Source organism: Flavobacterium sp. CAU 1735 (assembly GCF_039888695.1).
Lineage (GTDB): Bacteria > Bacteroidota > Bacteroidia > Flavobacteriales > Flavobacteriaceae > Flavobacterium.
In genome coordinates this window covers 1,361,647-1,384,764 of the sequence record NZ_JBDQQQ010000001.1, presented here as the reverse complement: position 1 = coordinate 1,384,764, position 23,118 = coordinate 1,361,647, and the positions used below count along the sequence as shown (strand labels likewise).

At 39.7% G+C, this 23,118-nt stretch carries 22 protein-coding genes; 7 read left to right on the top strand and 15 right to left on the bottom strand.

Annotated features, from left to right (window positions below; all coding sequences use genetic code 11):
• Positions 1-10 precede the first annotated feature (10 nt).
• From AAFN64_RS06605 to AAFN64_RS06580, 6 genes are all read right to left on the bottom strand, one after another.
• Positions 11-2,914, bottom strand: coding sequence for a glycoside hydrolase family 3 N-terminal domain-containing protein (locus AAFN64_RS06605; RefSeq protein ID WP_347759765.1), 2,904 nt, complete (start codon positions 2,912-2,914; stop codon positions 11-13).
• A gap of 79 nt (positions 2,915-2,993) precedes the next feature.
• Positions 2,994-3,476 carry an ABC transporter ATPase gene (locus tag AAFN64_RS06600; protein ID WP_300491002.1) on the bottom strand — a complete coding sequence of 161 codons (483 nt, stop codon included), beginning with the start codon at positions 3,474-3,476 and terminating at the stop codon, positions 2,994-2,996.
• 2 nt (positions 3,477-3,478) lie between these two features.
• Positions 3,479-4,270: a (Fe-S)-binding protein gene (locus AAFN64_RS06595; protein WP_347759763.1), complete on the bottom strand. Its 792-nt coding sequence runs from the start codon at positions 4,268-4,270 to the stop codon at positions 3,479-3,481.
• Between the two features lie 42 nt (positions 4,271-4,312).
• On the bottom strand, positions 4,313-5,641 hold the full coding sequence (locus AAFN64_RS06590; RefSeq protein WP_347759761.1) for a (Fe-S)-binding protein: 1,329 nt from the start codon (positions 5,639-5,641) through the stop codon (positions 4,313-4,315).
• A gap of 19 nt (positions 5,642-5,660) precedes the next feature.
• Positions 5,661-6,629 carry an MlaD family protein gene (locus tag AAFN64_RS06585; protein ID WP_300491842.1) on the bottom strand — a complete coding sequence of 323 codons (969 nt, stop codon included), beginning with the start codon at positions 6,627-6,629 and terminating at the stop codon, positions 5,661-5,663.
• A gap of 55 nt (positions 6,630-6,684) precedes the next feature.
• The gene (locus AAFN64_RS06580; protein WP_347759760.1) at positions 6,685-7,863 is read right to left on the bottom strand and encodes an N-acetylmuramoyl-L-alanine amidase; all 1,179 of its coding nucleotides are present in this window, start codon (positions 7,861-7,863) and stop codon (positions 6,685-6,687) included.
• Positions 7,864-7,986: 123 nt separating this feature from the next.
• Here AAFN64_RS06580 and AAFN64_RS06575 point away from each other — a divergent pair, with 123 nt between their 5' ends.
• Positions 7,987-10,668: a putative LPS assembly protein LptD gene (locus tag AAFN64_RS06575; protein WP_347759759.1), complete on the top strand. Its 2,682-nt coding sequence runs from the start codon at positions 7,987-7,989 to the stop codon at positions 10,666-10,668.
• 20 nt (positions 10,669-10,688) lie between these two features.
• Positions 10,689-11,072: a RidA family protein gene (locus AAFN64_RS06570; protein WP_300491836.1), complete on the top strand. Its 384-nt coding sequence runs from the start codon at positions 10,689-10,691 to the stop codon at positions 11,070-11,072.
• On the opposite strand, the gene AAFN64_RS06565 is transcribed toward AAFN64_RS06570, so the two are convergent.
• The 3 genes from AAFN64_RS06565 to AAFN64_RS06555 are packed head-to-tail and all read right to left on the bottom strand — an operon-like array spanning position 11,053 to position 14,264.
• A complete protein-coding gene (locus tag AAFN64_RS06565) occupies positions 11,053-11,427 on the bottom strand; it encodes a methylglyoxal synthase (protein WP_300491834.1) in 375 nt (124 codons plus the stop codon). The two genes, AAFN64_RS06570 and AAFN64_RS06565, sit on opposite strands and share 20 nt — an antisense overlap.
• Before the next feature lie 6 nt (positions 11,428-11,433).
• Complete coding sequence (locus tag AAFN64_RS06560; protein ID WP_300491832.1) at positions 11,434-12,279, bottom strand: N-acetylglucosamine kinase; 846 nt, start codon at positions 12,277-12,279, stop codon at positions 11,434-11,436.
• Between the two features lie 32 nt (positions 12,280-12,311).
• On the bottom strand, positions 12,312-14,264 hold the full coding sequence (locus AAFN64_RS06555; RefSeq protein ID WP_300491830.1) for an amino acid permease: 1,953 nt from the start codon (positions 14,262-14,264) through the stop codon (positions 12,312-12,314).
• A gap of 267 nt (positions 14,265-14,531) precedes the next feature.
• Between AAFN64_RS06555 and AAFN64_RS06550 the strand changes: the two genes are divergently transcribed.
• From AAFN64_RS06550 to AAFN64_RS06540, 3 genes are read left to right on the top strand one after another with little or no spacing between them, the layout of a single operon-like run.
• The gene (locus tag AAFN64_RS06550) at positions 14,532-15,167 is read left to right on the top strand and encodes a peroxiredoxin (protein ID WP_256550689.1); all 636 of its coding nucleotides are present in this window, start codon (positions 14,532-14,534) and stop codon (positions 15,165-15,167) included.
• A gap of 18 nt (positions 15,168-15,185) precedes the next feature.
• Positions 15,186-15,494: a thioredoxin family protein gene (locus AAFN64_RS06545; protein ID WP_300491827.1), complete on the top strand. Its 309-nt coding sequence runs from the start codon at positions 15,186-15,188 to the stop codon at positions 15,492-15,494.
• A gap of 2 nt (positions 15,495-15,496) precedes the next feature.
• Positions 15,497-15,754 carry a hypothetical protein gene (locus tag AAFN64_RS06540; protein WP_256550691.1) on the top strand — a complete coding sequence of 86 codons (258 nt, stop codon included), beginning with the start codon at positions 15,497-15,499 and terminating at the stop codon, positions 15,752-15,754.
• A gap of 97 nt (positions 15,755-15,851) precedes the next feature.
• On the opposite strand, the gene AAFN64_RS06535 is transcribed toward AAFN64_RS06540, so the two are convergent.
• Positions 15,852-16,856, bottom strand: a complete 1,005-nt coding sequence (locus tag AAFN64_RS06535; protein ID WP_347759758.1) for a hypothetical protein — start codon at positions 16,854-16,856, stop codon at positions 15,852-15,854.
• A 265-nt stretch (positions 16,857-17,121) separates the two neighbouring features.
• On the opposite strand from AAFN64_RS06535, the gene sucC reads away from it, so the two are divergent.
• Complete coding sequence (gene sucC, locus AAFN64_RS06530) at positions 17,122-18,315, top strand: ADP-forming succinate--CoA ligase subunit beta (RefSeq protein WP_300492139.1); 1,194 nt, start codon at positions 17,122-17,124, stop codon at positions 18,313-18,315.
• Between the two features lie 60 nt (positions 18,316-18,375).
• Here sucC and AAFN64_RS06525 read toward each other — a convergent pair whose 3' ends face one another.
• The 4 genes from AAFN64_RS06525 to AAFN64_RS06510 form a co-directional block, all read right to left on the bottom strand.
• Positions 18,376-18,921: a hypothetical protein gene (locus AAFN64_RS06525; protein WP_300492138.1), complete on the bottom strand. Its 546-nt coding sequence runs from the start codon at positions 18,919-18,921 to the stop codon at positions 18,376-18,378.
• A 16-nt stretch (positions 18,922-18,937) separates the two neighbouring features.
• A complete protein-coding gene (locus AAFN64_RS06520) occupies positions 18,938-19,291 on the bottom strand; it encodes a hypothetical protein (protein WP_347759756.1) in 354 nt (117 codons plus the stop codon).
• Between the two features lie 340 nt (positions 19,292-19,631).
• Positions 19,632-20,171, bottom strand: a complete 540-nt coding sequence (locus AAFN64_RS06515; protein WP_347759754.1) for a DUF4269 domain-containing protein — start codon at positions 20,169-20,171, stop codon at positions 19,632-19,634.
• A 1-nt stretch (position 20,172) separates the two neighbouring features.
• A complete protein-coding gene (locus AAFN64_RS06510) occupies positions 20,173-20,592 on the bottom strand; it encodes a DUF1456 family protein (RefSeq protein WP_347759752.1) in 420 nt (139 codons plus the stop codon).
• Positions 20,593-20,639: 47 nt separating this feature from the next.
• On the opposite strand from AAFN64_RS06510, the gene AAFN64_RS06505 reads away from it, so the two are divergent.
• Positions 20,640-21,083, top strand: coding sequence for a TerB family tellurite resistance protein (locus AAFN64_RS06505; RefSeq protein ID WP_347759751.1), 444 nt, complete (start codon positions 20,640-20,642; stop codon positions 21,081-21,083).
• Positions 21,084-21,099: 16 nt separating this feature from the next.
• Here the strand turns inward: AAFN64_RS06505 and uvrB are convergent, their stop codons facing one another.
• Positions 21,100-23,085 (bottom strand): excinuclease ABC subunit UvrB, encoded by a 1,986-nt coding sequence (uvrB, locus tag AAFN64_RS06500; RefSeq protein ID WP_300492132.1) that lies wholly within the window; start codon positions 23,083-23,085, stop codon positions 21,100-21,102.
• Positions 23,086-23,118 lie beyond the last annotated feature (33 nt).

Below are 23,118 nucleotides of genomic sequence, written 5' to 3'. Positions count from 1 at the left end.
TTTTGGTGGTTTAGTCGGTTATCGCTTCGTAAATCACTTTCTGGATATCTTCGCGAATATTTTCCTTTGAAAGTTTGTTTACGGTACTCTCCGGAAACGTACGGTTAGACAGGAATACATAAACGATATCTTTCTCCGGATCGGCCCAGGCCATCGTTCCGGTAAATCCGGTATGCCCGAAACTGGTCATCGATACACAACCACAAGTTGGTCCTTCTTTTCCAAGTTGTGGTTTATCAAATCCAATACCTCTACGGTTTCCTTCCTTACAAAAGGCACAGTTGTTAAACTCGTCGAATGTCTTTTCCGAAAAATACTGATGGTTTCCGTAGTTTCCTTTTTGAAGATACATCTGCATCATTTTGGCCACATCGATAGCATTGGCAAACAAACCGGCATGTCCCGCTACGCCATCCTGCATCGCGGCTCCCATATCGTGTACATAACCCTGCACTTTCGTATAACGGAAATAGTTGTCTTTTTCGGTTGGCGGAATGATATCCATATCCATTTTGCGCAACGGATTATAGGTCATCGTGGCCGATCCCAATGGTTTGTAAAAAGCCGTATCACTCAAAACATCCAAGGTCGTATGGTTTGTTTTTTCCAGATAATCTTTTAAGATGATAAACGGAAAATCACTGTATTTGTATTCTTTTTTCGGTAGCAACTTACTATCTGCAATTCTTTTTACAATCGTATCGGAATAATCCTTACGCAAATACAGGTTTTCGGAAACCTGAAGCGGGAAATCCGGCGAATAGGTATAGCGATAGTATTTTTTAGACGGATGTTTTGTACTGTCTAACGTGGCCTGATAAAACGGAATCCACGGCTGCAAACGCGCCTGATGCGTCAACATATCTTTTAAAGTGATGTTCTTTTTGTCGGTATTCGCAAAAACCGGTAGTATATCCCCTAGTTTGGTATTCATATCAATCTTTTTCTTATCGTACAATTGCATGATGTTCGGTAAAGTCGACAGAATTTTGGTTAGTGATGCCAAATCGTATACATCCTGATTGGTCACTTTATCGGTATTTTTATAATCGCGGTACCCGAATGATTTCTGATAGAAAACCCGTCCATGACGCGCGACTACGATCTGCAATCCCGGTGTCATTTTACCGTCAATGGCTTTTTGTGCCAGTTTATCAATTTTTGCTAATATAGCCGGGTTCATTCCTACGTTTTGCGGTGTCGTAAACGACAAGCGATTAATTTTCTGCGTCTTGAGACCGTCGTTTACTTTAAACGCGTTGTTAATCGAAACCGGCAGTTTTCCTTTGGCTCCGATTCCTCCAAAAATAACTTCGGCCGCCACGGTTTGCGCGATATCGTTGTTTTGATAGGCCAATACGACGTTTCTAAAAACATTGAAATTATCGATTGCCAATAAAGTATAAGGCTTTGCAAAAACCGTTAGTGTTACATTTTTGTTCGAAGCAATCAGGTTAAGCATCGACAGTTCCTTTTGGGTAAAATCGTGCTTTTTCCAGGCGCCATCCGCTTTATGAAATCCAATGATGACCTTGGTATAATTTCGCAGTTGTTCCAGCATTAAAGGCACCGTATCCAGTGGAATATCCGTGACCGGAGCATACGTTCGAAGCGTATTTAAAAAGGTTTCGTTTTTATCGTCTCCCAATTTGATATAGGCTATCCGTTCGTTTTCCAAATCACCAATCGGTAGTTCGTTATCGGTCGTTTTTAAAACCGTAACGGCATTTTCATATAACTGGTAATTCAAATCGTCGTATTCCGGTGCATTCAGATCTTTCACCAGATTATTCATATCAATCGGTTTGTAATGATTCAATCCGATTCTGTATTTGTATTTCAGGATTTTCTTAACCGAATACTCGATTCTATCGTCCGATAATATCGAATCGTTATACGCCTGACAGAATTTTTCGATTGCAACCGGTACATTCTCAGCAAACAAAAGGATGTCGTTTCCTGCTAAAAAGGCTTCCAGATCGATATCGCCCGGTTGTTTGAAATTACTCGCGCCTTTCATGTTGAGCGCATCGGTAAAAATAAGTCCGTCGAAATCGAGTTTCTTTTTCAGTACATTGGTAACAACTTCATAGGATATCGAACTCGGATAATTCGGTCGTGGCTCAAGACTCGGCACATTCAAATGCGCTACCATCACACTGGACAATCCTTCCCGAAACAGTTTTTTATACGGATAAAACTCGACATCTTCGAGCTGTTCGCGGGTAGCATTGACTAACGGTAAGGTATAATGCGAATCGTTTTCGGTTGCTCCATGCCCCGGGAAGTGTTTTCCGGTCGCATAGACATTTTCACTTTGGATCCCTTTCATTAAGGCCAAAGCCCTTTTGGTGACGTTCTCTTTGTTTTCGCCAAACGAACGGTTTCCAATAATCGGGTTTTTCGGGTTGGTATTGATATCCAAAACCGGAGCGAAGTTAAAATGCAAGCCCATTCGTCTGGCCTGAATCGCCATTTGCTGCCCCATTTTTTCGATCAGTTTTAAATCCTGAACCGCACCTAATGTCATATTCCACGGATAACGATAGGTCGAATCCAATCGCATGCTCAATCCCCATTCGGCATCAATACCCATAAAAAGCGGCACTTTTGCTTTTGACTGGTAATAGTTCGTCAGTTTTGCCTGTCGCATCGGACCACCCTGAAAAAAGATCAATCCACCCACGCCATAATCGGTTACTAGCTTTTCGACCGATTTAACATGAGCGGCATCTTTATTCGAATAGGCTGCAACCATGAATAATTGTCCCAATTTTTCTTCGAAATTCAGGTTGTTATAAATGCTGTCCACCCAGGTTTTTTCTCTTTCCTCAGAATAATGGGAAACAGGTTTGGGACTTTGCGCAAAAATAAGCGGACCAATTAATAACAGTAGAAAAACAGGGTATCTCATTAACTTAATTTTTTAAATAAATAAAATCATCACGCAACGTTGCGTGATGATTTTAAATGCTAGTATTTTTATTTTTCGTTTAGAAGAAACGACTATGCCAGCTTTCGCTAGCCGGCACTTCCCAAAATTCCTGCCACTCTCCCAGCGTATTCACCAAGTTATTAAAAACAATAGTGTTACCGGATACGGCTTTTTCTTTGGCCATCTTCTTAAACTCAATCAACGGCTTGTGTGCAATAAAGTCCCCTAAACGGAAGGTTACATTCATTTTGTCCAATAGGTCGATTTCATATTTCTTTTCCAGATCCTGTATAAACTGAACCGATGCATCGATCGAACAGCCTGTTGCCGCTTGTTTCTCCTGATTAACCGTTAAAATGATAAAACGGTTGTATTTGGTGATAAAAGAAGCTTCCAGACCGGTTCCATGAGCCGCCCAATTGGAAACAAATTCTTCCAAAGCGGCTTCGATTTCCTGCATTTCGTCGTCGCTAAGTTTTCGGTTGGCCTGATAAATCCAGATTCGGGATTCTTCAGGCATAGTATCAAAAGGTACGTACATAATTATAAATCTTTGGCATTAGCAATTAATTCTGCCACGTCCATTACCTTGATCTCGTGTTCTTTTTCTTTAAATTTCACACCGTCGGTCAACATGGTATTACAGAACGGGCAACCGGCTGCTATGATTTCCGGTTGGGTTTCCAGCGCATCTTCGGTACGCTCTACGTTAATATCTTTATTTCCTTTTTCAGGTTCTTTAAACATCTGCGCTCCTCCGGCTCCACAACAAAGTCCGTTGGCACGGGAACGTTTCATTTCCACTAATTCCGCATCCAGTTTTTGGATTAGCTCACGTGGTGCTTCATAAACATTATTCGCACGTCCTAAATAACACGGATCGTGGAAGGTGATTTTTTTGCCTTTAAACTGTCCGCCTTCAATGGTTAAACGTCCGTCGTCCAAAAGGGATTTTAAAAACTGGGTATGGTGCACCACTTCGTAGCTACCGCCCAATTCCGGGTATTCGTTTTTTATGGTATTAAAACAGTGCGGACATGCCGTTACGACTTTTTTCACTTCGTAAGCATTCATCACTTCAATATTCATCATGGCCTGCATTTGGAACAGGAATTCGTTTCCGGCTCTTTTTGCCGGATCACCGGTACAACTTTCTTCTGTGCCCAATACAGCAAAAGGAACATTGGCCTGGTTTAATATTTTTACAAACGCTTTGGTTATTTTTTTCGCTCTATCGTCAAAACTTCCCGAACAACCAACCCAAAACAGGACTTCCGGCTGTTTTCCCTCTGCCATCATTTCGGCCATTGTAGGAACTACTAAATTTGCTGACATATCTTTTATACTAGTTGCAATACTGCAAGGTTTGCTTTTTAATTAGTTTTCGTCTTTCCAGTTCAAACGGTCCATCTGGTTGTACTGCCAAGGCGCTCCGTTGTTTTCGATGTTGGTCATCATGCTGTTTAACTCCATCGGTGCGGCACTTTGCTCCATTACCAGATAACGACGCATATCCATGATAATGGAAAGCGGACTGATGTTTACCGGACATTCTTCCACACAGGCGTTACAAGAGGTACAGGCCCATAGTTCTTCCGTTGAAATATAGTCGTTTAACAACGATTTACCATCCGGTACAAATACGCCTTTATTGGTATCGATATTCTTCCCTACTTCCTCCAATCGGTCGCGGGTATCCATCATAATCTTTCTTGGTGACAGCTTTTTACCGGTTTGGTTTGCCGGACATGACGACGTACAACGTCCACATTCCGTACAGGTATACGCATTTAGCAACTGAACCCAGTTTAAATCCTGAACATCGCTGGCTCCGAATTTGGAATGTACCGGTTCTTCACCTGCCGGCGCTGCTGCAAACGGATCGGCATTCGGATCCATCATTAATTTTACTTCCTTGGTAACCGATTCCAGATTGTCAAACTGTCCCTGTGGTTTCAGGTTGGCAAAAAAGGTATTCGGGAAAGCCAATAGAATATGTAAATGTTTCGAATAGTACAGGTAGTTCAGGAAGATCAGGATTCCTACAATGTGCAACCACCAAGCCGCTCTTTCGATCAATACGACGATGTTTTCGGAAATTCCGTTAAAGATCGGCGCGATAAATTGCGAAACCGGGAAAGCCCCCGCCTGACTATAATGTCCTACGCCTAATGTTTGTAAATGCAAATCGGCCGCATTTAAAACCAGAAATAAAACCATTAATACGGTTTCGAAATATAAAATATTGTTCGCATCGCTTTTTGGCCATCCCGTTAAATCATTGCTGATAAAACGTTTTAATTTGATGATGTTTCTTCGGATATAGAACGTCGCAATCGCTACAATCACTAAAAAGGCCAATACTTCGAACGAACCGATCAATACATTATAGAATCCGCCTAAAAAGGAGAAAACGCGATGTGTTCCGAATAAACCATCAATCAGGATTTCCAATACTTCAATATTGATGATGATAAATCCTAAATATACTATGATGTGCAATATTCCGGCAACCGGTCTTTTAACCATTTTCGATTGACCTAAGGCAATCATTGCCATGTTACGCCATCTTTCCTTTGGATTATCCGTACGGTCAACATCCTGTCCTAATTTAATGTTACGGATCAGTTTTTTGACATTCTGTGCAAAAAAACCGATTCCTAAAACAAGGATAATGGCAAATAGTATATTATCTAAATAACTCATATAAAGTATAGATTAATGCTTATTGTTTTTGTTCTGTTGTTGTTTTCTCTTCTTCCGGCGCTACATAAGGAGCTGCTTTTTTTCCGAATAAAGAGAAATGTACATATCGTTTCGGGTTTAGCTTCATGTCGCCTAACAATAGTTCCAATTGTTTGGAAGCACCAGCCAGATTTTTATACATGGCGTCGTCTTTTAACAATTTCCCCATAGATCCTTTTCCGGACTGTAAGTCGTTCATGATCTTGTCGACATTCGCTAAGGTGCTTTCCAGGTTTTTAACCGTTTTACCAATGTTTGCTTTCGCTAATGAATCGGACATCTTCGCAAAATTGGTCGATACTTTATCAATATTCGTAATCGTATGATCAAGTTTTCCTTTATTATCTGCCAGTAAGTGGTTCACATTTACCGAAGCCGCACTAAAGTTCGTCAATGTTTTGTTTAATTCCGCCAGGCTGTTTTTTAGATTCGCCTGTGTTTGCGCGTCCATTACATTATTAATGTTGGTTAGCAATACATCGGTACTTTCCAGAACTTTATTCAGTTTTTCCTGAATCGGCGCCAGTTTGTCTTCCAATTTGGCTGTTAATCCTAATTTCACATCGGCTTGTAAATAATCGCCGGACTGTGCCATGTTGGTATCTTTAAAATTCGGAAGGATTGCAATTTGTTTTCCACCGATAAATCCCGGTTCGTAAATACTGGCCACACTTGATTTCGAAATGGCGAAATCGTTTTTAATCTGCATTTCCACCAATAATTTCCCGGTGTTTGGCTGGATTTCGATAGCGGATATTTTTCCAACTACCAATCCGTTTATCGTTACGGCCGCCGAAGGCGATAAACCTTCCACGTTATCATATACAACATAAAATTTACGGTTGGAGTCGAATAGATTTTTCCCTTTCAGGAAACTATAACCCCATAAACATACCAATATAGAGGTAATGACTAAAATTGCTGTTTTAACTTCTCTAGTGATTTTCAAAATTCAAATATTTAATGAGCAAAATTAAAAATAAATATTTTACCTACAGTATTATTTATTTCAATGCTTCCTGGATACTAATCTTTTTACCATCCTTAAAGGCCACGATAAAGGCCGATGTAAAGCCTTTTTCTTTGGCTTCGTTTAAAAGTTCTTTGGCTTCGGAATGCTCTTTCACTTGTCCGTAGTAATATTTAATAATGGCCTTATCTTCTTCCATCGAGATGTTATTCAGCCCTTTAAAGTTACTTGGCGTTAAATCCAATTTTTTACCACTGGCCGAAATCTGCACTTTAAACACCACTCCTTTTGAAGAAGCAACCGATTTGATTTCTTTTTTAATTTCTTTGGTAACTTTAGTCGAATCCACTTTTACTACTTTGGTATCTTTTTCTTTTTCCCGTTCTTTTTCGACGGTTTTCGACGGTGTTGGTCTTTCGTCTCTTCCAACGGAAACGCCCGGCACGAAGTATTCTTTTTTATAACCGGTAATGGCATCGGCGATCGCTTTGGCCAATTCCTCCTGACCGTTATCCGAGCTCAAATACGATCCTTCGTCTTTATTGGATACGAATCCCATCTCGATCAATACGCGTGGCATATAGATTTTACGCAATACCAGGAATCCTGCCTGTTTTACACCACGGCTTTTTCGTCCCAATCCGTTTTCGAAACCATCCTGAATACGGGCCGCCAAATCGATACTTTGTTCGATATACTCTTCCTGTAAAAGTGTCATTCCGATTAACGATTCCGGAGAATTCGGGTCGTATCCGTCGTATTTCATTTTATAATCGCTCTCCATCGTAACCACGGCATTCTCTTTTTTCGCTACTTCAAGGTTGGACGCGTTACGGGTAACCCCCATTACATAGGTTTCGGTTCCGGAAGCGGCCAGATTTTTATTGGCATTACAGTGAATTGACACAAAAATATTAGCGTCATTTCGGTTCGCAATGTTGGCTCTTTCGTCCAATTCGATAAAAACATCGGTCTTACGGGTGTAAATTACCTGTATGTTAGGGTCTTTTTCCAACAATTTCCCTACTTTTAATGCTACGTTCAGGGCGTTGTTTTTTTCAACATAGCCGTGATAAACCGCGCCAAAGTCATTACCACCGTGTCCCGGATCTAAAACGACTTTGAATTTCGTATTATTTTGAGCAAAAGCAGTATGGAAAAACAGTAGTAAAAAAATTGAACTTATAAAATTAAACTTGATGTTCCCTCTCATTGTCTTTGATATTTATCGATATTGGTTATAATTTTATTAAATGCTTATTTTTGAGAAAAAATATATGTAAGTTTGAACCGTCAAAAATTGAGCCATATTTTTACAAAAATAGTATTAAAACCTTTGCGTACAAACTTATTTCATATCGTTTTATTGTCATTTTTTCTTCTCGTAGGAAAACATGAAATCTATTCACAGGAAAACCGATCCCAAACTAAAAACATACCCGCTGAAAAACAGAAAGATAGTATCCATTTAACCCCCGACAGTTTTAAAAAACCGACTGTCGAAACCAAGAATGATACGATCAAAAAAAAGAAGTCTTCTATAGACGCTATTGTCAAGCGTAAAGCGAAAGATTACGAAAAAATCGATCAAAAAAAGAAACAACTTACCCTCTATAACGAAGCGGAATTATACTATAAAGACATCGAATTAAAGTCCGGAATCATCATTTTGGACTATGATAAAGACGAAGTATATGCCGGACGAATCAAAGACAGTTTAGGAAATTACACCCAATTCCCCTATTTTAAACAAGGACAAAACGTAGTCGAACCCGATTCAATTCGCTTCAATTTTAAGACAAAAAAAGCCAAAATTTGGAACTCCAGAACCGAACAAACGGATTTCCGTATCAAAGCAGAGGTTTCCAAACGAGAAAACGATTCGGTGTATTTTATGAAAAATGCCCGTTTTACCACTTCAAAAAATATTGACGATCCGGAATACTACTTTCTGGCGCGAAAAATCAAATTTGTACCGGGTAAAAAAGTAGTTGTAGGTCTTACCAATATGGTTATCGCCGATGTACCGACTCCTTTAGGGTTACCATTTGGTTATTTCCCGATGAGCGAAACATCCGCTTCCGGTTTTATCATTCCTTCATTTGGTGACACCCGTGATCGTGGTTATTTCCTTCAAAACGGTGGTTATTATTTCGCCTTAAGCGATTATTACGACCTTGCGGTTTTGGGAGATTATTATACCAACGGAAGTTATGCCTTACGATTTGAAAGCAGTTATGCCAAACGCTATGCCTTTAACGGACGGGTTAATATACGTTTCGAAAATCAGATTCAAAGTGAAAGAGGATTCCCCGATTATACCAAACGACGCGAATACAACATCCAATGGTCGCATTCTCAAGATTCTAAAGCCAGTCCTAATTCCCGATTTTCAGCATCGGTTAACTTAGGTAGTAGTCAGTATTTCCGTAATACATTAAACATGCTCAACGTCGGTTCTTCCCTGAATAACAACATGAGTTCTTCGGTTTCCTATTCGCAGACCTTACAAACCGTTCCTCAGGTGAACTATTCGGTAACCGCTACGCACTCTCAGAATACCAATACGGAAATTATCGACATGACGCTACCTACTTTCCAGGCCAGTGTGGATCGTATTTTCCCGTTTGCTAAAAGAGACGAACTTAAAAAAGGAATTTTCAAAAACATCAACTTCCAATACAACCTTAGAGCCGAAAACAGAATCCGTACAACCGATTCCCTGTTTTTCTCCCCTCAAATGTTCCGGGATTCCAAAGTTGGTTTCCAACATAGTATTCCGATCAGTACCAACTTTAAAGTATTCAAGTATTTTAGTGTTACCGCCGGAACCAACTATAGCGAAGTATGGTATTTAAAAACCATCAGCAAAGAATTCGACGCTTCAAAAAATATGGTTGTTACCAACGACATCAACGGTTTTGACGCGTATCGCACTTATAACTTTACCTCCAACATCGGAACGACTATTTACGGTACGTTTAATTTCGGAGATGATAAAAAAATTCAGGCCATTCGTCACGTAATGCGTCCGAGCGTTTCCTACTCTTATCTACCAAGCTTTAGCAACTATTACGATACCTATGCGATCGATGCTACCGGAACGACACGGGTTGATTACTCGCGTTTCGAAAACGGAATCTTCGGTGCTCCCGGAAGAACCATGGCAAACAATGTCGGTTTTACACTGAGTAATACTTTCGAAGCCAAAGTACGCGATAAAGACGAAACCAAAACGGAACCGAAAAAGGTTATGCTGTTAAACAACCTGAACTTTTCCACGAATTACAATATGGCAGCCGACTCGCTTGCGTGGTCACCGATAATGGTTTCCGGAGGAACACAGTTCTTTAACAACAAAATGAATGTCAACTTTGGATCTACTCTCGATCTATATGCCATTGACAATGCCGGTAGAAAAATCAACAAGTTCAATATCGACAACGGAGGTAGTTTATTCCGTATGACCAGTGCCAACATTACTATTAATTACAGCCTTTCCAGTTCCGATTTCGGACCAAGCTCGGATAAAGACACAAAAACGAACGATCAGAATGTTATGAACGGAGGCCGTGGCGATGATTTATTCGGACGCGCTACCGACCTGAGTGATAACAGACATAGTTTATTTAAAGACAAAAAAGACGACGGTGAAGACAAATTCAAAGGGTTTTACCAACTGGCACTCCCTTGGGATTTGCAATTTGCCTACTCCCTAACCTATGGAAACAACAATCGTGAAAACGAGATTGTAACCAATTCCCTGATGGTTTCCGGAAATATTGACCTAACACCACAATGGAAAGTTGGGGTTTCCACCGGATACGATTTTGCCCGAAAAGGGGTCAGTTTTACGCAGTTCCGTTTTGAAAGAGACCTTTTAAGCTGGCGAATGAGTTTTAACTGGGTACCTTTTGGAACGTACTCCTACTGGGGCTTTTTTATCGGAATCAAGTCTTCTGTTCTTAGCGATATCAAGTGGGATAAGCGTAGTCTTCCGGATCGTCGTTTACGATAATCATTAAAAAATACAATAGCATGAAACAGATTATTTTTACCGAAAATGCACCGGCTCCAATCGGTCCATACAATCAGGCTGTACTGGTAAACGACCGTACGTTATACACCTCAGGGCAAATTGCTTTGGATCCTAAAACCGGTGAATTGATCACTTCTTCCATTGAAGTGGAAACCAAACAGGTTATGGAGAATATGAAAGCGGTATTGGAAGCGGCTGGTATGTCGTTTGAAAACGTTGTTAAGACGACTATCTTTATTAGCGACATGAACGATTTCGCAAAAATAAACGGCGTTTACGGTGCTTATTTTAACGAAAAAACCGCTCCGGCACGCGAAACGGTTCAGGTGGCTTGTTTGCCTAAAAACGTTAATGTAGAAATCTCTATGATTGCTGAGAAATAGCCTTAATCAATAATTCGGCAGTTGCCTCATTGGTTGCCAAAGGCACATTATGTACATCACACACCCTTATGAGCATGTTAATATCTGCCTCATGAGGGTGTTTTGCTAAAGGGTCTTTAAAAAACAATACCATATTGCATTTTCCCTCAGCCACGCGTGCCGCAATCTGCGCATCACCTCCCAAAGGACCAGACAACATTCGCGTTACCTTAAATCCTGCATTTTCCGCTTTACTCCCGGTTGTACCGGTTGCGATAAGCGCTATCTCATCCGATTTCAAAAAGCTCTTGTGTTTGTTTAAAAACTGAACCAGATCGGCTTTCATCCCGTCATGGGCTATTATTGCTATTTCCATTTTATTTTATACCGTATGATAATTAATTAATCCGTCAATCGGTTTTCGATAGACATTCCCCAGCGTTAATCCACTTTTCGCAAGTATTTCCTGGAGTTCATTTTTCAGATAATAAGCTATCGATCCGATAAAATGCACCGGAATTTCTTTGCAGTTTTCATATTGCATAATATAATGATCTACAAAAAACTGCATTTCTTTTACGACAATTTCGTGAATAAACGCATGATCTTTATGCTGAATCAGGAATTTGGCAAAAGTAGCCAGATAGGCATTTGGATTCGGTACTTTATAAAAATTGTGTTTGATCGCATCCGGATCGAGGTCGTATTCTTTTTCGAATTTTTCGGCCAGTTCTTTTGGCATCGTACCAAAATAATACGCGCGAATCAGATGACGGCCAAAACGGTTTCCGCTACAATCATCCATAGCGATATAGCCTAACGATTGTACTTTCTGATGCAATTCTTTTCCGTCGAAATAACTGCAATTCGATCCCGTACCTAATATACACACGATTGCCTCTTCTCCTTGTGGTGTCGTAGCATATACCGCGGCATAGGTATCTTCATGGACTACGACTTCCGCATTTGGAAAATATTCCCTAAAAACCCCTGCCAGAAAATTCTTCATTCGGTCGGTTCCGCAACCGGCACCATAAAAAAACAAATGCGTAACCAGATCTCTATTATGCGAAATATCAAAACGTTGTGACATTCGTTCCAACATTTCCTCTTTTTCCAGCACTTCCGGGTTTAACCCTAAGGTTGTCACAGTAAACTGTATATTCCCATTGCCATCCAATGCAATCCAGTCGGCTTTTGTAGAGCCACTATCCACTACTAATCTCATCCTGTTGTGTGTTATTCGTCTTTTAAAACCTTTTAATCGTTTAGTTTCGGCTCAATTTTATTAAAGTTTAGCTTACTGTTTTTCTGACTATAGCCAAAATAGATAGCCAGTCCGATCAACAACCAGATTGTAAAATAAATCCAGTTCCATACACTTAGTTCCGCCATCATATACAAACAACAGATCAATCCTAAAAGCGGAATTAATGACAAGCTTTTTTTGTACGCCCAAACGGTTAATCCGATCAATACGATAAAAAAGATCCACATTGGAATTTTATGTTGAAATAAAGCCAGTCCGCTTTCGTATTTTACCGAGTCTTTTATGGGTAATCCGGCAACCATTTCTGCATATTTACCGGCATCTTCTTCTTTATAATTGCTTAGAATGTGTTCCAAATCCTGCGTTTCCTTAGCAATATGCGCTTTATCACCCTGCAATAACTGATTGTATACTCCGGTGGCTTCTTCTTTGGTTAAAGCCGTTACAATAGCCGATGGTTCGTTAATTTGCGGAACATTGGTAATAAAATCCATTGTCGCTTTTTTATTGACCGTAAAGGCCAATACCAAACCTACGATCACTAATACCGGCGCGATATATTTGGCATTGATATAAGGCGTTTTAAATTTACCGCGTGGTATGTCTTTTCGATCCTGTAATACCAAAACGCCGGCACAAACCAGTACAAAGGCAAACAAGGTTCCAATACTACACAAATCGGTTACCATCGTCAGGTTTAAAAATAAAGCCGGTATCGCGACTACAAAACCGGTTACAATGGTAGCATAAGAAGGCGTTTTATATTTCGGATGTACTTTCGAAAAACGTTTTGGCAATAAACCATCACGACTCATACTCATCCAGATACGCGGTTGTCCCATTTGGAAAACCAACAATACGCTGGCCATGGCTACAACAGCACTAACAGCGATGATACCGGACAACCATTTCAGGTCAAGTTTTTCAAATACAAATGCGAGCGGATCGCCAACATTCAATTCCTTATAATTAACCATTCCGGTTAATACCAATGCAATTACAATATATAGTATCGTACAAATCACGATTGCCCACATCATTCCGCGTGGTAAATCCCTTTGTGGGTTTTTACATTCTTCAGCTGTCGTAGAGATGGCATCAAATCCGATATAAGCAAAGAAAACGGCCGAAACACCTTTTAAAACCCCATTAACGCCATTTGGTGCAAACGGATTCCAATTTTCGGTATCCACATAAAATACCCCCACGGCAATAACCAATAAAATAATCGCCAGTTTAACGACCACCATCAGGTTACTGGCATTACGGGATTCTTTCATTCCGCGGTATACCAACCAGGTAATAATTATAATGATCAATAATGCAGGAAGATCAGCAACAAAGTGAAACGACCCGATAACCGGTGACGTCGTCCAAGCCTCATGAGCCGCCTGTAACGCAGCACTCAGATTTTCAAAGGACTTCCCACCCTGCATTAGTGCAGTGGCTTCGGCATAACCGTTGGAAGCCGTCAGGTAATCCATTTGTATCCATTGTGGCAGGTGTATCCCACCACTTGCGAGCAATCCGGTAAAATAGTCACTCCAGGAAATCGCAACAGTAATATTTCCGATTGCATATTCCATGATCAACGCCCAACCGATAATCCAGGCGATTAATTCGCCAAAAGCCACATACGAATAGGTATAGGCACTCCCCGAAACGGGCACCATCGAAGCAAACTCAGCATAGGCAAAAGCAGCAAATCCACAGGCCAGCGCCGTAAAAAGGAATAAAAAGATAACGGCCGGACCACCGTCGGAACTCGCCTTTCCAATCGTACTGAAAATCCCGGCTCCTACTATGGCTGCAATTCCAAATGCGGTTAAATCTCTTGTGGTTAAATGCTTACCCAAGGCTCCGTGACCATCGGCTGCATTCTGCTTTACCTGTTTTAATATGTCTTCAACGGATTTTTTTCGAAATAAATTTGAAAAACTCATAAATTATTTTTGTGCGTAATCGGTTAGTTTTTAGGATTATTAACAATAAATTAAACCGTAATTTTTTTTTCTGCTAATAAAAACAAATATATAAAACCAATTTATAAATTGTCGGTTCTCTGGTAAATAAAGTAAAAACCACGGATACAGATAGATTTTATTTATATTAAAATAAAAAATAATAATCAAAATTAATACATAGGTCCGCTAAGAATTGGCTACTTTTGTACTGCAAAAAAATAATAATCTTTAAAATTCATTAAAATTATGTCATTAGTAGGTAAAAAATTTCCAAGCATTGCAATTGACGCTATCTCTGAAATGGGTGATAATTTAAAAATCAACATCTTTGAAGAAGCAACTAAAAACAACAAAAAAGTATTATTATTTTGGTATCCAAAAGACTTTACTTTTGTTTGTCCAACTGAATTACACGCCTTCCAAGCTGCTTTACCTGAATTCGAAAAAAGAAACACTATCGTAATCGGTGCTTCATGTGATACTAACGAAGTACACTTTGCCTGGTTAAACACACCAAAAAACAACGGTGGAATCGAAGGTGTTACGTACCCAATCTTAGCCGATACGACTCGTAACCTGGCGAACATCTTAGGTATTTTAGATATCGAAACTGCTAATTACAATGACGAATTGGATACGGTTATTATCGAAGGTTCTAATGTAACATACCGTGCTACTTATTTAGTAGATGAAACCGGAAAAATTTTCCACGAAAGTGTAAACGATATGCCACTTGGTAGAAACGTAAACGAGTACCTACGTCTTATCGATGCTTATACGCACGTTCAGACTAAAGGTGAAGTTTGTCCTGCTAACTGGGAAGAAGGAAAAGAAGCGATGTTTGCTACCAGAGAAGGTGTTGCAAACTACTTAAATAACTAATTCTTAAAAAAAATTGCTATGTTAATTGAATTAAATGAAGATAAACTACAGGAGTTGGTCAATGCTAACGAAAAAGTAGTGGTACAATTTTCTGCTTCCTGGTGTGGAAACTGCCGTATTATGAAGCCAAAATTTAAAAAACTGGCTTCCGAAAAAGAAAACATCACTTTTGTATTGGTTGATGCCGAGAATTCTCCGGAATCGCGAAAACTGGCTAATGTGAGCAACCTGCCTACTTTTGCTACTTTCGTTAACGGTGCCTTGGTAAACCAGTCGCAAACCAACAAAGCAGAAGTATTGTCGGAATTGGTAAATGAAATCGCTTAATTATGAAATTACCTGTAATTAAACAACTTACACAGTTCATTGAAGAGAACGACCAGGATTATATCATCGAAACCATCGAAGTACTGGAAGCGTTAACCGAAGTTCCATCGTTAAAAGACGAAGAACTGGACGTTATCGGAGAGCTAATCTCCAATATGTATGGCGCATTGGAAGTAAACAAAATGGTAAAAGAAGGAACCGATAAAAAAGAAGCTTTAAACAGCTTTATGAAACGGGTTCTGGGTTCGATCGACAAATAAACCCGACGCTCCAAATTCACAATAAAAAACGCTTTCCGAAAGGAAGGCGTTTTTTTATGTATGCCGTTTTAAGACTGTTCTTTACTCCTAAAATATATTATCTGATTTTATCCAGAGGCATTTCATCAGCACCCGGAAGGATTGCAAAGATTGGGCTCCCGGAAATATAAAAACCATTCTCCTTTTTTTTGATATAGATCACTCCCATTTCATCACTCAGGGAAAGATCATAATTGATTTTGATTTTTTCATCACCCATTTTCATCGCTTTTAGATTTGGATAGCTATTCTTTATTCCATTTTCAGTAATTGTTAGCGAAATATCGTCTAACCAATTTATGGTTATATCAAATAGGGTTCCGTTTGACCCTTCAGCATGATAGCTTCCGTTCCAAGACCTATCAACTTCCTCCGCCATATCGTTCTCGGCTTCGGAAGCTTCTCTACTATCATCAAAATCTTCGGGAGAAAATATTTTTTGTTTTACTAAAATGATTTTTCCGGAGGTGTTTATTTTATATTGTGCCCATTTTTTAGCCCCGGATCCGGATTCATTTTCAAAAAAATCCAATAGGTAAATCATATCTTTATTAAGATAATAATAGCGTTGTGACACCTCCAAAGCCATGTCAAAATTTATACTGTGATAAATAATCATGGAATCGGTAACCGTGTTGTTAACTTCTACATATAAAGTTACCTGATGAAGAAGCGATGCACCTTCAATAGGTTTTGGTTTAGTCGTTTTAATAAAAACTTCCGTTTTGGAGTTTATTTTCCCAGCTGAAACTCTAGTCTTAACAGATTCTAATTTTTCATAATCAAACTTAATTTTCGATAAAATACATTCCGTATTATCCTCTTCCATTTGCTCACCGGATCGCTCGAAAAAATCCCCGCTTACCCTGCATGTTGGATAGATGGAATTGGCAAAATCCAAATCCGAGATGGCTATATCGCCCTGCCATTCTTTGTTTAGAGCAATTTCTTTTGATTTTACATTGGTATCCTCTTCTGTTTTCTTACAGGATAGCAGGCTTAAAAAACACAGGACACCCATTATATTTCTCATTGTTGGGATTTTTTTTGCTAAAATATTCAAATTTTCAAAATAAACGAGCTGTTGTTTCCGTAAACCTGTGCACTGTTTTTATATATTACACTTAAGAAATAGCAAATTATTTATCCTATTTAAATCCGATTGAACAAGTCGTAGTTTGTAGTCCTTTTTTCAGATTCGGTATATTACGTTCTATATAATTGCTTTTTAATTCAATAATCGTAAACTCATCTAAATTTAATTAGGCACTTTAAATCAAGTTTGCTATTTTTGTGGCACTTTATAATAAAGCTAAACGTATCCAATTATGAATTTACACGAATATCAAGGTAAAGAAATATTAGCTAGTCACGGTGTTAGAGTACAACGTGGTTATGTTGCTAACAATGCCGAGGAAGCTGTAGCAAAAGCAAAACAACTAACTGCCGAAACCGGAACCGGATGGCATGTAATCAAAGCACAAATTCACGCCGGTGGTCGTGGAAAAGGTGGTGGTGTTAAGTTGGCTAAAAACCTGGAGCAAGTTCAGGAAATTGCCGGGCAAATCATCGGAATGGATTTAGTAACGCCGCAAACTCCGCCAGAAGGAAAAAAAGTACACAAAGTATTGGTTGCGGAAGATGTTTACTATCCTGGTGAAAGTGAAGTTTCAGAATTTTATATGTCTGTTTTATTAAACAGAGGTAAAGGACGCAACATGATCATGTATTCTACCGAAGGTGGTATGGATATCGAAGAAGTGGCAGAAAAAACACCTCACTTAATCTTTACAGAAGAAATCGACCCTGCTGTAGGTTTACAAGGTTTCCAGGCTAGAAGAATCGCTTTTAACTTAGGTTTATCCGGTGATGCTTTTAAAGATATGGTAAAATTCGTAGCCGCTTTATACGATGCGTATGTAGGTGCTGATGCTTCCCTATTTGAAATCAACCCGGTTTTAAAAACTTCCGATAATAAAATTTTAGCGGTAGATGCGAAAGTTGTTTTAGACGACAACGCTTTATTCCGTCAGAAAGCTTATGCTGAAATGCGTGATATCCGTGAGGAAAACGCTATTGAAGTAGAAGCAAAAGAAGTAGGATTAAACTATGTTGACCTTGACGGTAACGTAGGATGTATGGTTAACGGTGCCGGATTAGCAATGGCTACTATGGACTTAATCAAACATGCAGGTTTTGAGCCGGCTAACTTCCTTGACGTAGGAGGAACTGCTGATGCAAAACGTGTGGAAACAGCTTTCCGTATTATCTTAAAAGATCCAAACGTAAAAGCAATCTTAATTAACATCTTTGGTGGTATCGTTCGTTGTGACCGTGTTGCTCAGGGTGTTGTAGATGCTTATAAAAACATGGGGGACAGCATTAAAGTGCCGATCATCGTTCGTTTACAAGGAACAAACGCTGAAATTGCTAAAGAATTGATCGACAATTCCGGTATGCCAATTTTATCAGCGGTAGAATTCCAGGAAGCTGCTGATCAAGTAAAAGCTGCTTTATCATAATTGATAAAAAAAGTTATATAATTATAAAGCCTGAGTGTTAAAAACTCAGGCTTTTTTATTTTAAATATCACTGATCAATATCACATAATCAATCAGTCCCGGATTTAACGGGTCGGTATTTTCATAATATATCGCTTCCCAGGTCGGAATACCATTCGGCATATCCGGTCCTCCCTCTACTCTGAAATCCGGTGTATCATTACCAATATAACCACCGCTCAGATCAGGTTGTACATCGAATTTTATGGTATGAAAACGTTGTCCGTTACCATAGGCCGCATAAACATTTGCTGCTGTCATTGTTGTCCACGAACCGCCGGACATTTGTATGCGTTTCCAGCTATCGATATACGGTGACGAGTTCGGTGAATCAAAAGGGAATCGCGTTGTACTTGTCGTATTTTCCAGCGTAAAAGTGTCTCCCGGTGCAATTGTAATTCCCGTAGCCTGATTATTTATAAACCAAGGATATCCTCCGGTATTCGACTCGGTATAAAGCGATCCTACCTCAACGCTATAGCTTGAAAAGTTAAAAATATATAAGGTCTTTTGGGCATATGTACTTAACCCCATACACACTAGTAGTAAAACAAATATTTTTTTCATGTTAATTCGGTTTAAGTTATTTACTAATTGCTGTTTGTTGTGCATACGCTTTTAAAGCCATCGATATAATGGCTGTAGATCCGGAGTTCGCCTTATTTTGAATGTCCGACTCTTTATAACCGGAAATCAATAAAAACTTTTCGGAAACTTTAGCCATATTGGCATCCAAAGTAGCGGTATCGCCTTTAGCAATTCGCAATGCATTTTTCTCTTTAGCATAACTTTTTAACGCTGTTTCAAATTCCAGCATGTCTGCAGTTCGCTCTTTGCGGACAACTGATTCTTTTACAACGCTTTCTTCGCTGCTACAGGAAGATACCCCGAGGACAACTGCCAGCAGTAATCCAATTGATAAAAAACTTTTTTTCATGATTGTTGATAGATGCTCCCAGTGCAAAATTGCTTTAGGCTGCTGTATAGAGCTTAATGGGTGACCAGCCTTTGAATTTATCAATTAATCGTATTACGCATCATAATACTCAAATAAAACAATGCATTATTTACAAGTAAACGAAAGAATAAAAATAAATAGTATAAAAAAATCTCTATTTTGCGAATTTTAACTTTTTTTAAAGATCGTAAAAAAATATTTACAAATACAAAAAGGCGTATAAAAAGAAAGCCCGAATTGATCCGGGCTTTTATTTTATTCTGAATTTTAGATTATTTTTTTGATAAATTGGGAAACGTTAGGTAGTAACTTCCGGATTTTATAACACTCCAGAATCTTGTTCCCATTGCAACAATCCCTGATACGGATCGCCTTCAATTTGTAAAAGTTGGGCAAAGGCCGGTTCGGTTTTGATTCCGCTCTTTTTTAAAGCGACAACCGCTTCCCGAAAGGCTGCTCCCCTTACCTGTAAAATCCGGTGTTCGATCAACATATGCCGGTAACCGTTTTGTTCCCGGGTGGGAATATTTTGTCCGAAGATTTCGATTGCGATGCCATCGATACTGAAATTAGCCACTATAGCTTCCATAGCGCCATTATCCAACTCCTGACAGGAGTAATCCTGATATTCGGAAAATGCTTTGTGTAACGTCGCTATAAAACCGTTTTTGTCTTTCCAGTAACAACCGATATCCAGGTCACTCGATTCAATCGCAATATCGATTGGAATGGTTCCCACCAGAATCGGATCAAAATCCGATAGCAGTTCCAAAACAGAATGCGCAGTTAAAAGATCGTAGCTTTTTTGCTGTAGTGCATTTCCCGTTTTCAGGTAATCCAACGTATCGAATACACTCAAATTACGAGTTTTTATTCTTTCCGTTTTTAAAACGGACTTTTTCAACTATTGGTTCTTGCTTTTTCGCTTTAAATGCCGGTTTTTTACCCATTGGCTTTTTAGCAGCCGGTTTTTGAGGCGCTTTCGCTTTTACTTCCGGTTTCCCTCCTGTTTTGACCGCTTCTTTATTCTGTGTCAATACATCCATTGGATTTTTAGGATTCTCTTTTGTTCCTCTCAGGTGAATTACCAATCCGTTCAGGAAGTTACGCAATACCTGATCGCCACATTCCATAAACTTCGGATGATCCTCATTGCGGAAAAAATTTCCAATCTCTCCTTTGGATATTCTGAAATCAACCAGCTCTAAAATCTCCACAATTTGATCATCACGTAACTGCAATGCCACGCGAAGCTTTTTAAAAATATCATTATTCGTCATAGTCCTAAATTATCGTTCAAAGATACATAAAATCAACGGTCTCTGTTTTGAAACTGATTTTAATTTATTTTTGCAAAAAAATACCCGATATGAATACCCGTGAGGAACGAATAAGTCTTTTATCTGAAATGATTGCTTTTGCCATTGTTGATGGCGAACTACACGATAGTGAATACGATTTTTTAGCGATTGTAGCCGAAGAACTGGCCATTGAAAAAGCGCTTTTTCTGGAACTTTTTAAAAAACGTGCTGCCATTATTCCGATTCAAAGCGAACACCAACGCGTAATGCAATTTTATCGCCTGGCTTTGTTAATGCATGTGGATAATGTTTTACACGAACGCGAAATTAAAATGATCAATGAAATCGGAATTAAAATGGGATTAAACCCAATGGGAATCCGAAAGACGTTAAAAGCCATGGAACAGTCTCCGAACCGAATGGTCGAACCGGCTTTTCTGATTTGTGCTTTTGAAGAACAGCATAACTAGCCGTTCTTCAAAACACTTATATTTTTTCCTGTAAACTTTTGATTTCGTCACGCAATTTGGCCGCCTGCATAAAGTCCAGTTCTTTTGCAGCTTTTTCCATAACCTTGCGTTTTTCGCGGATCAGCTTTTCGATTTCCGTTTTCGACATATACGCCGTATTCGGTTCTGCCGCTTTGGCCGCTGCTTCATATTGGTAGGAACTCGACTGATTTTTCATCAGTGCACTTTCAATCTTTTTATTCAGGCCTTTGGGAACGATATTGTTTTTATCGTTATAGCTCATCTGTTTGGTACGACGGTAATTGGTCTCATCGATCGTTTTTTGCATACTGTCGGTAACCTTATCGGCATACATAATCGCTTTACCGTTTACGTTACGAGCGGCACGTCCTACGGTTTGCGTTAGCGAACGGTGACTTCTCAAAAATCCTTCTTTATCGGCATCTAAAATGGCAACCAGCGATACTTCCGGTAAATCCAGTCCTTCCCGTAACAGGTTCACTCCAATTAGTACATCAAACAATCCTTTTCGCAAATCCTGCATGATTTCAACCCGTTCGAGCGTATCCACTTCCGAATGGATATAACGACAACGTATCGACACTTTAGTTAGATACTTGGTCAATTCTTCCGCCATCCGTTTGGTTAGTGTGGTGACCAATACGCGCTCGTCGGCTTCACAACGCAATTGTATTTCCTCAATCAGATCATCAATCTGATTCAGACTTGGTCGTACTTCAATTATCGGATCTAATAAACCGGTCGGACGAATAATCTGTTCGACATAAATCCCTTCCGATTTTTGCAATTCGTAATCGGCCGGGGTAGCCGACACATATATTACCTGATTTTGCAGGCTTTCAAATTCTTCAAACTTTAACGGACGGTTGTCCATCGCCGCGGGTAAACGGAATCCGTATTCCACGAGGTTTTCCTTACGCGAACGGTCACCGCCATACATGGCATGTACCTGAGAAATCGTAACGTGACTTTCGTCGACCACCATCAGGAAATCATCCGGAAAATAATCCAGCAAACAGAACGGTCGTGTTCCCGGTGCGCGCCCGTCCAGATAACGGGAGTAGTTTTCGATACCGGAACAATACCCCAATTCGCGGATCATCTCTAAATCAAAATTGGTTCGTTCTTCCAAACGTTTCGCTTCGAGGTGTTTTCCGATTTCTTTAAAATAATCAACCTGTTTGACCAAATCCTGTTGAATTTCCCAGATGGCATTTTGCAATACATCCGGTGACGTAACAAACATATTGGCCGGATAGATATTTAGCTTGTCGTATTTTTCGATTACCTGTGCCGTTTTCGGATCAAAGGCTTCGATTTCTTCAATTTCATCTCCAAAAAAGTGAATTCGGAACGGATCATCGGCATAACTCGGATATACTTCCACCGTATCCCCTTTTATCCGAAAGGTACCCGGCGTAAATTCGGCTTCGGTACGCGCGTATAAACTCTGTACTAAACGGTGTAATAGTTTTGTTCGGGAAATAACCTGATTTTGTTCGATGGAAACTACGTTTTTCTGAAATTCCACCGGGTTACCAATACCATACAAACAGGATACCGAAGCTACCACCAATACGTCTCTCCTACCCGACAACAGGGAAGAAGTCGTACTAAGACGCATCTTTTCCAATTCGTCGTTAATCGAAAGATCTTTTTCAATATAGGTTCCGGTTACGGGTATAAAAGCTTCCGGCTGGTAGTAGTCGTAATAGGACACGAAGTATTCTACCGCATTGTTCGGAAAAAACTGCTTGAATTCCGAATACAACTGTGCCGCCAGTGTCTTGTTGTGCGCCAGTACCAGCGTTGGTCGCTGCACTTCCTGAATCACGTTGGCCACTGTAAAGGTTTTCCCGGAACCGGTTACTCCCAAAAGGGTCTGGTACCGCTCACCGCTATTCACCCCATTACTTAGTTTGTCTATAGCCTGTGGTTGATCACCCATTGGCTTATACTCGGAAACTACCTGAAATTTCATTGGTTACATTTTGCTAGTTGCAAAGGTACAAAG